Source organism: Pontibacter sp. BAB1700, assembly GCF_000277005.1.
Lineage (GTDB): Bacteria > Bacteroidota > Bacteroidia > Cytophagales > Hymenobacteraceae > Pontibacter > Pontibacter lucknowensis.
This window is the reverse complement of sequence record NZ_AKIS01000179.1, coordinates 1-13,140: the sequence shown is the minus strand read 5'-3', so window position 1 is coordinate 13,140 and position 13,140 is coordinate 1. Positions and strand designations below refer to the sequence as shown.

Annotated in this window: 13 protein-coding genes; 9 read left to right on the top strand and 4 right to left on the bottom strand. The window is 52.8% G+C overall.

What is annotated here, in order from left to right; genetic code table 11:
* The 5 genes from O71_RS24420 to O71_RS18350 form a co-directional block, all read left to right on the top strand.
* Positions 1-860, top strand: an 860-nt coding sequence (locus O71_RS24420; protein ID WP_007659907.1) for a hypothetical protein, incomplete at its 5' end; no start/stop codon positions are given.
* 124 nt (positions 861-984) lie between these two features.
* A complete protein-coding gene (locus O71_RS18360; RefSeq protein WP_007659904.1) occupies positions 985-1,866 on the top strand; it encodes a DUF4175 family protein in 882 nt (293 codons plus the stop codon).
* Positions 1,839-2,786 (top strand): hypothetical protein, encoded by a 948-nt coding sequence (locus tag O71_RS18355; protein WP_007659902.1) that lies wholly within the window; start codon positions 1,839-1,841, stop codon positions 2,784-2,786. The genes O71_RS18360 and O71_RS18355 overlap by 28 nt, the downstream gene beginning before the upstream one ends.
* Positions 2,787-2,857: 71 nt before the next feature.
* Positions 2,858-3,040, top strand: a complete 183-nt coding sequence (locus O71_RS24055; RefSeq protein ID WP_155801000.1) for a hypothetical protein — start codon at positions 2,858-2,860, stop codon at positions 3,038-3,040.
* Positions 3,041-3,086: 46 nt separating this feature from the next.
* On the top strand, positions 3,087-4,892 hold the full coding sequence (locus tag O71_RS18350) for a hypothetical protein (protein ID WP_007659899.1): 1,806 nt from the start codon (positions 3,087-3,089) through the stop codon (positions 4,890-4,892).
* 97 nt (positions 4,893-4,989) lie between these two features.
* Here O71_RS18350 and O71_RS18345 read toward each other — a convergent pair whose 3' ends face one another.
* The 4 genes from O71_RS18345 to O71_RS18340 form a co-directional block, all read right to left on the bottom strand.
* Positions 4,990-5,628, bottom strand: a complete 639-nt coding sequence (locus tag O71_RS18345; protein ID WP_007659897.1) for an alpha/beta fold hydrolase — start codon at positions 5,626-5,628, stop codon at positions 4,990-4,992.
* The gene (locus tag O71_RS25985; protein WP_007659895.1) at positions 5,625-5,813 is read right to left on the bottom strand and encodes an alpha/beta fold hydrolase; all 189 of its coding nucleotides are present in this window, start codon (positions 5,811-5,813) and stop codon (positions 5,625-5,627) included. Before O71_RS25985 ends, O71_RS18345 begins: the two co-directional genes overlap by 4 nt.
* 350 nt (positions 5,814-6,163) lie before the next feature.
* Entirely contained in the window at positions 6,164-6,412 is a 249-nt protein-coding gene (locus tag O71_RS22080) for an ATP-binding protein (RefSeq protein WP_007659893.1), read from the bottom strand.
* 11 nt (positions 6,413-6,423) lie between these two features.
* A complete protein-coding gene (locus O71_RS18340; RefSeq protein WP_007659891.1) occupies positions 6,424-8,343 on the bottom strand; it encodes a sensor histidine kinase in 1,920 nt (639 codons plus the stop codon).
* Between the two features lie 120 nt (positions 8,344-8,463).
* Here O71_RS18340 and O71_RS18335 point away from each other — a divergent pair, with 120 nt between their 5' ends.
* The 4 genes from O71_RS18335 to O71_RS18320 all read left to right on the top strand — a co-directional run.
* Positions 8,464-9,228 carry a LytTR family DNA-binding domain-containing protein gene (locus O71_RS18335; RefSeq protein WP_007659889.1) on the top strand — a complete coding sequence of 255 codons (765 nt, stop codon included), beginning with the start codon at positions 8,464-8,466 and terminating at the stop codon, positions 9,226-9,228.
* 128 nt (positions 9,229-9,356) lie between these two features.
* Complete coding sequence (locus tag O71_RS18330) at positions 9,357-10,913, top strand: sodium:solute symporter (protein WP_007659887.1); 1,557 nt, start codon at positions 9,357-9,359, stop codon at positions 10,911-10,913.
* Positions 10,891-11,943 carry an alpha/beta fold hydrolase gene (locus O71_RS18325; RefSeq protein ID WP_007659885.1) on the top strand — a complete coding sequence of 351 codons (1,053 nt, stop codon included), beginning with the start codon at positions 10,891-10,893 and terminating at the stop codon, positions 11,941-11,943. The genes O71_RS18330 and O71_RS18325 overlap by 23 nt, the downstream gene beginning before the upstream one ends.
* A gap of 39 nt (positions 11,944-11,982) precedes the next feature.
* Positions 11,983-13,140, top strand: a 1,158-nt coding sequence (locus O71_RS18320; RefSeq protein ID WP_007659883.1) for a beta-sandwich domain-containing protein, incomplete at its 3' end; no start/stop codon positions are given.

Genomic DNA, 13,140 nt, shown 5'->3' with positions numbered 1-13,140 from the left:
TTACCGGTCGAAGTGATCGCAATGGCACAACCTATCAGAAACAGCACTTCTCCCGATCAGGACAGTCCAACACATTCTACACAAAACAAGCACGCTTCACTCTAAACGATAGCAGTATTGTTGCACAATGGGGCAATAGACCTACGCAGCAGGTCAACATTCGCAAGGAACCGCTTTTGCTAGGTATAGTACACGACGAAGCGCAGCAGCCGGAAGTGCGGTACCTGCGAGCGGCCGTGCAGGCGATAAGCGGCTACACAGGTATACCGATCCAGTTCCGTCAACTCACAGCAGACGCTCACCCGGACACCACTGCAGGCTGGTTATTCTGGCTTAGCAGCGAGGAAGTGCCGGCAATTTGGCTGGAGCAGGTACAGAAGAAGGGCACGCGACTTTGGTTACAGTCAACTACCGAGCCTGTAGCTACTAATGCGATGCTAACCTCAACAGGACCTGAAAACATCAAAATACGCCAGTTCTCAACAGCAGGTATAGACCAAGCCACGGCAAGTACGGTTTGGCAGACTACAACTGGAGAGCCTTTGCTTACTGTGCAAAGGTTAGGGCTGGGCAAGGTCTATCATTTCAGGAGCGGTTTTGGTCCGGCCTGGAGCCAGCTGGGGCAGAGCGCACAATTGCCGGAGCTCTTACTGCCTTTACTTTTACCGCACCAGGTTGCCAACCAGTTTGATGCCCGTGCGCTAGACGAATCCCAGCTGAAGCCAGCCGTGGTGCACCCCACTAGCAAGCAGGACAAGCAGGAACGACAACAGTATAGCCTTATACCTTGGCTGGGCCTGCTGACATTTCTGTTGTTTTTAGCAGAGCGAATAATCACTACTAAACGAAAGACTGCCTAATGTCAGCGCAGGAGAGCCTCTATACCTTGCAGCGTATCCGCCGGGAGTACATCCAGGCGAAGGGATGGCTGTATACCTTACAGGCCATGGCTGTGGCCTTGGTGGGAGCTGCCATTTTGTACAAATGGCGACTGGAAGTGCCTTTGCTAGCGGCGATGGCTGTTTCGCTGATCCTGGGCGCTTTGTTATACCTGCTCTGGGCCTGGCGCAAGGTGCGACAGACGAACCTACAGCAGGTGGCGCGGCACCTGGACCGCACTATCCACAACTCGAAGACAGCGCAGAGCTGTTGCTCCGCCCTATCGCTGAGCTCAACCTGCTGGAGCGCCTGCAACAGCAGCGGGTGGCGAGTCAGCTGCAAACTGCTATACCTGAAAAGGAGTCGCTGTTTCACCTGCATAAAAAATCAACTTACCTGGCATTAGGTATAGCCGTACTAATAGCCGCAGGTATAGCGGCACTGCCCGCCGACTCGGTCGCCGACACTACTACGGCCTCTCCCCTGCAACTCGACTTCCCCGATCACGCCCCAGGCAGTGCCGACACAGCCGTTTCTATTCAGAAAATCGAAATCACCATCACACCTCCCGCCTACACGGGGCGCAAAGCCTACCAAGCGGAGCAGCCTAACCTACGGGTGGAGCAAGGGGCTACCGTGCGTTGGCGCATCGCGACCAACCGTCCTGCCCGCTCTTTGCAACTGGTGCTCAACGAAGGAAAGCCCATCCCGCTCAACTCCCAAAACGGAAGCTATACCTTGTCGCAGACTTTCACAGAACCTGCCCTCTATCACATAGCGGTTAACGGCCAGAAATCCGCTTACTATACCTTGGAAATCATTCCGGATGAAGCCCCAACCATCCAGATTACGAAGCCCGAACAGTACACCGAAATTCTGTTCGGCGACCCGCAGCGTGTGACCATCCGGGCCGAGCTTTCCGATGACTATGGCCTGCGCGACGCCAACATGATTGCACGGTGGCCAAAGGCACGGGCGAGGCCGTGAAGTTCAGGGAAGAAAAGATCAGTATTGGCTTTAGTGGACAGCGTCGTAGGTTCAGCGTAAACAAAACCATCGACCTCCAAAAGCTGGGCATGAGCTACGGCGACGAACTCTACTTCTATGTGCAGGCATGGGACAACCACCGTGGCTATACCCGCTCCGAAACCTATTTTGTGCAGATAGAAGATACCACCATCGTGGAGAGCATGGATGACCTGACGATGGGCGTGAATCCAGTGCCGGAGTACTTCCGCAGCCAGCGCCAGATCATCATCGACACCGAAAAGTTAATCAAAGAACAAAAGTCGCTGAGCCGGGCAGTTTTTGAAGAGCGCGGCAACAATCTGGGGGTAGACCAGAAGCTATTGCGACTACGCTACGGCAAATTTTTGGGCGAGGAGTTTGAGTCAGGTATAGGGCCGGGCGGTGGTATACCGGAGGGTGAAGAGGGCCATGAAGAAGAGCATTTCGCCGGCGATGGCCACGACCACCCGGAATTCGAAGACCAGACCAGCGTTGAAGCACTACTCGACCCCTACCTGCACAAGCATGACCAGGAAGAGGCAGCCACCTTTTTTGAGCCCGCCGTGAAAGCCAAGCTAAAAGGCGCACTGGCCCAGATGTGGGAAGCTGAACTGCGGCTGCGCACCCATCACCCGAAAGAGGCGCTGCCTTACGAGTACAAGGCCCTGCGCATGCTCAAAGAAGTACAGCAAAGTACCCGCGCCTATGCCGCCAAAACAGGTTTTGATCCGCCTCCGCTTAAGGAGCCTGAGAAGCGCCTGACAGGAGAGTTAAACAAAATAAAAGCGCCAGCAGAAAGGCGAACTATAGAAACAGAGACGAAAATGCCCATACCCGCCAGGCCCTGCAGTGGCTGGAGCTGCAAAAGCAAGTCGACAGGTATAGCCAGCAGGATGTAGCACTACTCGAGCGGGCCGGACGGGAACTGGCACAGGAGGCACTAACCAAACCCGGCCGCTACCTCCGTGCCATGCAAGACCTCCGCACCCTCATTGCCGACATCAATGCGAACCGAGCGTTATGCAAAAATTGCCTGATGACGGTAGAGCATGCCTGGTATGAGCTATTGCCACCTGCCAAACCATCACCACAGAAGCAGAGCACGACGAGAAGTCGGTTGGCAAAGGGGTATCTGGAGAGTTTGAGAGATTGATTAACCGACAACATTCCTATTTAGCAGTAAAACTTGAAACTATAGTATGACCCTATACCTGCCATACCTTCTCGCTATTGTAGCTGTGCTTTTGCTTGACTGGCTGGCTTGGCGGCGCCCTGACCGCAGGCGGCTGGTATGGCGGTTGTTAGCCAGTGCGGTGGCAGGTGTGAGTATAGTGTTGTTAATCTTCCCGCCTAGCTATCAACGGGCACTTGACCCAAGCACTGCGATCCTATTGACTAAGGGTTATGAGCCAGATTCTCTCAATGCCCTGTTACAGAGAATGGGGCCTAAACCACTGGTCTATACCTACCAGACAAAAGCACCGGAGACGATTCCGATTACCGACTTCTATACCTTCCGGCAAGAACAGCCGCAAGTACAATCAGTGCATGTGTTGGGGTATGGCCTGGAAGAACAGGAATTACAAGCGCTTCAGGATATTCAGGTGATGCCGCATCTAATCGGTATGCCGACAGGTATAGCTTCTGTTACCTGGCCGGAAAGCATCTCTTTAGGAGAGCCGGTGACGGTGTCAGGGCAGTATACCTTGCCTTCCGCAGATGAGACAATTATATACCTTCGGGCCGCCGGGCGGGCACAGGACTCTGTTACTCTGAAGGAAGCTGGCCTGCATACCTTTCAGCTGCGTTACACCCCGAAACAAGAAGGCAGCTATACCTATACCTTAGTCGCAAGATCAAGCCACAATACAGATACACTTGGTCAGGTGCCGGTACAGGTACATCCTACCACTAAACCGGCAGTGCTATTGGTTTCATCTTTCCCTTTATTTGAATTCAAGTTTCTAAAGAATCACCTTGGACAGTTGCAACACAGAGTGGCGATGCGCAGCACTGTCAGCAAAGGGATGTACCAAAGCGAATGGCTCAACATGGCGCAAACCGATCTGAGTCGCATCACGCATAAATTACTCCGGCAGTTTGATGTAGTGATCACTGAGCCGCAGGCATTACAGGAGCTAAGCAGTGCAGAACGTGCTGCCCTGCAGCGTGCCGTAACTGAAGACGGACTGGGCGTACTGACTATTGCCGGCGAACAGCTGGGCAATCGCAACACAGCCTTCTTCACCAACTTCCAAAGCAAACGACTATCGCAACAAGATACCCGCAATGCTCGAGCCAATTGGATAACCAGCTCAACAAACACAGCCATACCTGCATCGCCTTATACCTTGGTGAGTAGTGATGCCGTTACGGGGCTGATAGAAGAGCAAAGCAACAATCTGTTGGCAGCAGGTCGTAAAGCAGGCTGGGGAACCGTGGCCATGACCGTGGTGCCGCAAACTTTTAGTTGGCAGCTCGAAGGCAAGCAAGGAACCTACGCCAGCTACTGGGCGCATTTGCTTTCGTCGGTAGCCAAACAGGAAGTACGGGAGAAGTTCTGGCAACTGGCAAAACCGCAGATCCCACAGCTGCACCAGCCTGTTACGCTAAAGCTCACTGATTATACTCTAGACAATCCCGTTGACGTTCCTAAAGCCACTGTGCGAACCACAGCCGACACGACGCTAACAGGTATAGCACTGCAACAAGGAGTTCACCAGCCAGAGTTATACGAAGGCACTTTCTGGCCGCAGCGTACGGGTTGGCATGTGGTAGAGTCGCAGGGGGTGGAACCGTTTTATTTTCTGGTGCAGGACAGTGCCGCCTGGACTCATCAGGGCATACAAGCGAAACGGGAGGCCACTCTACAGTTTGCCACACAACAGCAGCGAAAACAAACAGCAAGCACGACGGCCTATACAGAAGAGCAGGTTCCGGTGATCTGGTTTTTCTTACTATTTGTGCTGAGCAGCGGGTTCTTGTGGCTGGAGGAGAAGCTATGATAAGGGAAAACGTAACACAGCAATCATAATCAGGGCAGAATTCAGCCTGATCATGACTGGAGGTGCTTACTGTATTTTGCAGTTATCGTAATAAATCCTATCGGTGATCGACTGGTAAGGCCTTTGCCGCAAAAGTATCGAGCAGCTGGATCAGGTCAGGTATACACTCGAGGTTAAGCGTATGACCCACGTTAGGGAGAATCTCCAACTCACCGTGTGGCAAGGACTGATACATAGCCTGCCCCATTTCGGGCGTACAGAGCATGTCTTCTTGGCCATGCACCACCAGCACCGGCACCTGCACTTTCTTTAACTCTTCGAGGTAGTTGCCGCTCTCTTCCGTGGCTCGAACCAACTTAAGCAGGCGTTCCGGGGTAGGACTTTGGCTTGTTTTGCTGTTCTTGAGATTCTCGATCGTAATGACCGGGTTGAGAAAATAACTACGTCCCAGCACAAAAGGCAACATCACATCAAGCATCAGGGAATAGCCGCCCGTTAGCAAAGCCTGTTTCCAACTAGCCCCGATGGCATCGAAATAGGCATCTTTGTAAGGGAAGGTAGAAAGCAGCACGCCCCGCTGCACCAGCTCGGGATAATGCACCAGGAAACGCTGCGCCACCGCTCCGCCATAGGATATGCCGACCAGTATCGTCTCGCCGGGCAACTCTATAGCCTTGAGCAAATCAGCCAGATCGGCTGCATGCCCTTCAAAACTCCGATGCTCCGGAGTCTTCATCCGACTGCCCTGAAAACCAGATCCACCAGTACCAGTCGATATTTCTTGCCCAAATTATGCACTAGTCCCGCCCAAGCTGCGGTTGATTGAGAGAGCCCGTTCAGGAACACCATCGCTTGCGATGCGTCAGCGTTTCCATGCAGTTCGTAATGCAATTCCAATCCGTCGGGTAGGCGATGTCTCATGTTGGTGTCGGTTTAGAGTGGGGGAATGATGACCAAATCTAAAGGAAAAATCTGAAGTGCAACAGGTGAAGTGTGGTCAAACCGTGCAGGATCCAGGTGTAGGCACAGATTTTCGAGGTAAACCACCTGTGGCAAAGCGGCTATTTATATCTATGCTGATTACACCGTCTATATAACGGGCCGGCTTTTGCAATGCTAGTTTGCAAGCGACCTATGACCTATACCTTAAGCTGCCTGATTTTTCTATTAACAACATGAGCCTCTATGCTTAAATTGAAGATAAGCATGTGTATAAAATTTAGCGGCTGTAGCTCCTCAAGTCATAGTTTAAGGACATGCAAATGTCAGTTTCAGGGATAGACGTGTTTAGCAAATCTCGCCTTCCAGCTGCAGTTGTCTATCGGTAGACTGTTCAGGTATAACCAGCGGTACGGTAAAATAAAACCGACTGCCCTGCCCAGCTCGGTTTCTACCTGAATCTTACCACCATGACGCTCCACAAAATCGCGGCAAAGCAGCAGACCCAGACCAGTCCCTTTTTCATTAATGGTGCCTTTGGTAGCTTTGGCAGGTGTCTCCAGCTTAAAGAGTGTGGCCAATACATCTGGGCTTATACCGGTGCCTGATCAGTTACGGCGATTGTCACCATGTTGCCGGGACCTTCTGCAGCAGTTACCTGGATAAGGCCACTTGGGTAAGAGAATTTAATAGCGTTGTGCAGCAGGTTCCGAATCACAAAGTCAAGCATGTGGGCATCGGCACGAACCTGCAATGCAGTTGGCACCTCTACCTGCCAGCTAATTTGCTTGGTGTCGGCAGTGTCTTTAAGCAAGGTCACGTTGCGGTTCACTAGTTCTTCTACCGCCAGTACCTCCGGCTCGAAGCGCACATGATGCCCGGAGGCTGTTTGGGCCGTCGACCACTGCAGCAGATTCTCGAGCAGGGCCTGCAGGTTACGCACCGACACTTGGGTATGTGTGGCCAGTTTTTGCATCTGATCCGGCTTCATCTTATCCGAGAAGTTCACCAGTATGTTCAAAAAAGACTCCAGCGTGGCCAGCGGCGTACGGATGTCGTGCGAGATGATGGAGAAGAAGCGATCCTTAAAGTAATTGAGCCGCCGCAGCTTGTGCTCCGAGGCCTTTAGTTTGCGTACCGTGTCTTTGAGTTCCTGCGTACGGTGGCGGAGCGCAGCCGTTCGGTTGGCAACCGTCACCTCCAGCTCGTTTTTCTGTTGCTCGATCAGCAGCTTTCGTTCGGTCTCTTTCTCCCGCTCGAGTCGTTCTTTCTCAAGCACTTTGGCATTGAGCTCACTTGTCACGGTGTTCAGCCTGTAGGCCAAACCGAGCGAGAACAGCACTACCTGTGCCACCATACCTACTTGGGCGGCATACACTGTTACGATGGTATCAGGTACCAGATGGTTCTCCTTCAGGATAAACAGCAAGGCGCCAACCACAAAGAATATGTTGGCGATCAGGAAGTAAAGTGCCGGCCTGTACCCTTGTCGCAGCGACTGTATACTGGTCAGCACCATGGCAACCAGCACCAAACCACCTATGATGCCGATCAGGCTCACGCAGGCCTGCAGTAGATCAAGCGGGGTGAGGTATGACAACAGCCCCATACCTACCGGCAGTATGTAAAGCAGCGCCAGCAGCGTGAGCGCCTTGTCCCAGAGCGGCATGGTGCGCTGTGTGTTGAGGTAGTGCCGCGTGAAGAGCACCCGGAACAAGCCGTTGAAGGTGACAATGAACGGGAAGCTGTGCGCATTCCAGAGCGGGGCATTTGGCCAGAGCAGCTCAATGGCGAAGCCGTGGTAGAACATGAAGTACAGCCCCGTGCCCAGCAGTGCCAGCACATAGTAGAGGTAACTGCGGTCGCGTACCGAGGCAAATAACACCAGATTATAGAGCGTCATCACGAGAATGATCCCGATGAAAATGCCCTGTCCGAACAACCTGTCGCTGTTGGCGGCGCTCACCTGCTCTGGTAGCAGCAACTGCACCCGCAGCACCTGCGGCTTATACAGGTTGATGTCGCCCTGCAGTCGCAGGTATAGCGTGGTAGTGCTGTTGGGCAGGAGCTCTAATAGGACATAAGGTTTATATGAAGGTACGTCACGTTCCCCTATAGGCAGGAGTTGCCCTGTTCGCTTCAAGGTATAGCCTGTTTCACTTTGCTGATAAAGCTCCAGGTGGCTCCAATCGCCGGCATAGAGCAGGCGAGTTAGTTCGCGGTTGGTCGGTTTCGTCAATACCACCCGCACCCAATGCACCGTTTTACCAGGCTCCAGCACAGCATCAGGATTGTTGGCCGCAAAAGAGCGGCTCTGCACCTGATCCACGTTCAGGCTGGCGCCCGGATCATGGTATACCTGTAGGGCATCCGCCACTATTTGTTCTGAAGCCGTTACATCCACTGTATTTGGTGCCTGGGCTCGTACGTGCAATGCTACCGAGAGAAACAGCAGCAAAGCGAGCACCTTGAGCAGGTGCGGTAAACAACAGGTATAGCGGAGCAAGTGCATACGTCAATTTACAAAATAATCTCAGTTATACTATACTTCCGTAAGTTGAGCATTTCACCTATAGAATCATTTTGCTATATTTAGCTGACGTACCTGACCAATTTCACTTATACCCTACCTATGGCTCGCCTGAAGTTAATGATTGCAGAAGATGATGTGGTGATTGCCCAGAACTTGTCGCTCTCGCTCGAGTCGATGGGGTATGAAGTGTGTCAGGCGGTAAGTTCAGGCGAAGAGTTACTCCTGCAGGTACATCAGCACCAACCGGACCTGATCATCCTGGACATCACACTCGACGGCAAACTCGACGGCATCGAAACAGCTGCTATGCTGGCCAAAGCGACCAAGGTGCCTTTTATCTTCATGACGGCTTTCTCGGATAAAGACACCATCGACCGCGCCAAACAGACCAATCCACATGCCTACCTGGTAAAGCCTTTCGATGCCCGAACCCTGCAAAGCAGCATCGAGCTGGCCATTCACAATGCCGGCACCCGCCAAGTGCAACCAGATCAAGCCGTGGCTATACCTGCCCAGCCTACCGATACGGTGGAAGCCGACAATTTCTTGGTGCACGACGCCCTGTTTGTAAAGGTGCGCAACCGCCTCGAGAAGGTCATGCTCGAAGACATCGTCTGGGCAGAAGCGCAGGACATCTACTGCAACATCAAGACCCGCACGCACCTGCATTTAGTGAGCCAGAGTCTCAAAAACCTGGAGCAACGCCTGCCTGCCACACAGTTCATGCGCGTGCACCGTTCCTATATTGTGCAGCTCACCGCCATCGAAGCTATCGAAGACAACACCATCCTGATCGGAGGCAAGCAAATCCCCATCGGCAACACGCACCGCGATGCTTTGCTGAAGCGACTGCAGATACTGTAAAAACACCCCACCTCAACTCTCACCGATTTCACCTCAAATTATTCCCGTTTGGCAAGTATAGGCTTCTGTTAATGTTTATTATTAGCTAAATTATTTCAAGATTTCCTTAGCAATAATACCATTCGCACATGAATAGTCTGGCATCATCGGAGCTTGTTACAGCTGGTTGGGTACTTGTAGTTGCTTACGCAGGTATTATCCTGTTTTTTGTGATACGGGGTGCGCTGCGTATTCGCTCCATTTCTGATTACGCCCTCGGCAATGTGGCTTTCTCGCCAATTGCCGTGGGGCTGGCATTAGCTGCTTCTATGACAAGTGCCGCTACTTTTATCATCAACCCGGGTTTTGTGGCACTCTATGGTATAAGTGGTGTTATCTCTATGGCTATCGCTTTGCCTTTGGCGGCACTGGCGTCGCTGGTAGTACTCACCAAGGGTTTCCGCAAGATGGGCACTGCCGTCAAGGCACAGACCATGGCCCAGTGGATGGGCCTGGTTTACAAGAGCCGCGGCTATGCTATGTTCTTCGCTTTTCTGTCGCTCTTGCTGATTACCTTCATTGTATTGATCTGTGTGGGCCTCACTAAAGTATTGGCAAGCATGCTCAACCTCAACGAACTGCATGTATGCGTGGGTATCGTCGTATTTGTGTTTGGCTACATGATGTTCGGAGGCGCCAACTCCATGGTGTATACCAATATGATCCAGGCGACGCTGATGCTGATCGTAGCCTTTATACTTTTAGGCTCCGGCTATCAGCATTTCAGCGACGGTGTGCACGGCTTTCTGGACAAACTGGCCGCCATCGACCCGTTGCTGGTTTCCACAACCAATCCACAGAGTTTCCTTTTCCGTGATAATTTCGAAATCATTTTCTGCCAGATGATCATTGGGGTGGCCATTGTTTGCCAACCGCACATCATCACTAAGTCGCTCTTGCTGAAAAATGACAAGGACGTCAACCTATACCTGTTAACAGGCGTGCTGGTGGAGGCCCTGTTCTTTCTGGTGGTGTTCGCCGGTCTTTATGCCCGCCTTTCTTTCCCCGACCTGACGGTGAATGGGCAGCCACTGCCCGTGGATGGTATCATGTCGGCATATGTGGTGCGGGAGTTTCCGGTGTACGTGGGGCTGTTGCTGGTACTCGGACTAATCTCAGCCGGCCTTTCCACTTTAGAAGGCCTGATCCAGTCACTCTCCATCACCATTACCTCCGACATTCTCACCCCAATTCTTGGTGATAACATCACGGCACGTGGTGTTATGGTGAACCGACTCGTTATTGTGGTGTTGGCTGCTGTTACCATCTGGCTGACTTTTGACCAATTGCAGAACCCGAATCTGAGTGTGGGCATCTTCGCTCAAAACGGGGTATACGCTTACTTCTCAGCGGCTTTTGTGCCGGTACTCTTTGGCATGTTCCTAAAGCGTGTCCCGCTCATTGCACCGGTGGCGGCTTCTCTTACATCAGTCATCGTGCACTTTGGCGTGTACTACGGCGGACTCACCACTTACATGCAGGCGCCCGTGCGCAATCCAGGTATAGCCGCCGCATTGGCTATACTGGCATCGGTGGCAGTAGGCCTTATCTTTTACTATGTATTCCGGAAGCCCGCCTTAGAACCAGTAACCGAAGAATCTTCACTTTTAACAGAACCGACTTATGAAAGTGAGCTCAAAAACTAAGCTTGTCCTAACCGCGCTCGTCTTGCTATACCTGCACACGGCCTGTCAGTCAGCACAGCCTGCCGCAGCTTCAACAGGTATGCACAACACCACCAGTACAGAAACAGCCAGCACGCAAGCGACTGCCAGCACATCAGCCACGGCCCTTGCACCAGCTGCTGACCCTGTATTCGAGGGCCTGAGCTACAAGTATGCGGTCAATAAAGTGACGCTGCCCAACGGCGTGCGCATAGCCTATACCGACGAGGGCAAAGGTCCTGAGACGCTTATTTTCATCCACGGGCTGGGAAGCTACCTGCCCGCCTGGGATAAGAACGTGGCCGCACTCAGCCAGCACTACCGCTGCATCGCCATCGACCTGCCCGGCTACGGTAAGTCCGACAAAACAGGTGTAACAGCAGGTATGGCGACTTATGCGGAGGATGTGTTAGCCCTGATGGATGCCCTGCAACTGGAGCAAGCCACGCTGGTCGGCCACTCCATGGGCGGACAAATCGCCATTACCGCCGCCCTGAAAGAGCCTCAGCGCATCAAACACCTGGTGCTGGCCGCTCCTGCAGGTATAGAGACTTTCACGGAGCAAGAGAAGCAGCTTTTTAAGATGACGGTGACACCGGAAAGCGTGCAGAAAACTACCCCGGAGCAAGTAGTGGCCAACTTCAAAGTGAACTTCCACCAAATGCCTGCCGATGTGCAGTACATGATCGACGACCGCCTGAAAATAGCCGAGTCAGCTGAGTTCGGGGCTTACAGCGCAGCTGTGGCAGGCAGCGTGGCTGCTATGGTCGATGAGCCGGTATACGAGCAGTTGCCACAGGTGCAGGTGCCCACACTGATCATCTTTGGAGCACAGGACGCCCTTATACCTAACCGCTACCTCAATCCAAACCTGACAACCCAAGCCGTAGCCGAAGCCGCCCGACAGCGCATACCTAACAGCCAGTTGGTGGTGTTGCCCGAAACAGGGCATTTTCTGCAGTACGAGCAAGCCGATGCATTTAACAAAGCTATCCGGGAATTCCTGAAATAGCACCTAAACGATAACCTTAAACATCTAACCTACATTGCCATGAAAAAAATTTACACTCTCCTGTTTGCACTCCTTGCAGTGACTCAGGTAGCACTCGCCCAAAGCGGCAGTGTCAAAGGCCGCGTGCTCGGGGCCGACACCGGGGAGCCCCTGACCGGGGCCACTGTTTTGCTCGAAGGAACAACCAAAGGTGCTTCCACCAATGCTGCCGGTGAGTTCAGCATCATGGACGTGCCTGCCGGTACCTATAATCTGCGCATTTCCTATGTAGGGTACAATTTCCCAAGGCAGCCTATTACCGTAACCTCAGGCGGGACCACCGACATCGGCACTGTCACCATGAACATGACTAATATGGTGGGCGAAGAGATTGTAGTAACCGCTTCCCGCAGGCCCGAGAAACTGACCGAAGCCCCTGCCGCCATCAGCGTGATCTCGTCGCGCGACCTGACGGAGCTGCCTTCTTTCAACGTGGGTGAATTGCTCAACAAGGTACAGGGAGTGGAAGTGGTGCGATCTGGTGTGGCCGGTATCGGCATCAATGCCCGTGGCTTCAACAATGCCTTCAACGTAAAGATGTTCCAACTGACCGATGGTCGAAATTCCATGCTGCCAGGTGGCACCGGCCTTCCGGCTGGCCTTTACAACACCGTGATAAAAGAGGATATTGAGCGTATGGAAGTAATTCTGGGTCCATCTTCAGCACTGTACGGCCCGAATGCGCACAACGGTATCATCAACACCATCACCAAAGATCCGCGGCGCTATCCAGGCACAACCGTAACACTAGGCGCCGGTAATCAAAATGTGCTGACAGCCCGTGCCCGCCATGCCGGTGTCATCAACAGCAAGTTCGCTTATAAGGTAAATGCAGAGTATACCGAAGGCAAGGATTTTGAGTTCATTGACACCGTTTACAATGCCACCCTGGGAGCATTGCCTGAGTACGACGTGGATTTCAACTTCAACTTCAAGCGTGCCAATGCCGCTGTATACTACACCCCCAGACAGAACATGGACATCATTCTGGACTATGGTATCGGGCAGGGCTCAAACATTGGCGTGACGAACAACGGTCGTAACCAGATCAATGGCTGGACCTTTCAGTACCTGCACGGCCGCATCGTAACACCCCGCATCTTCGCGCAGGTATACAACACCTGGAACGATGCCGGTGATACTTACCAGATTAATGCC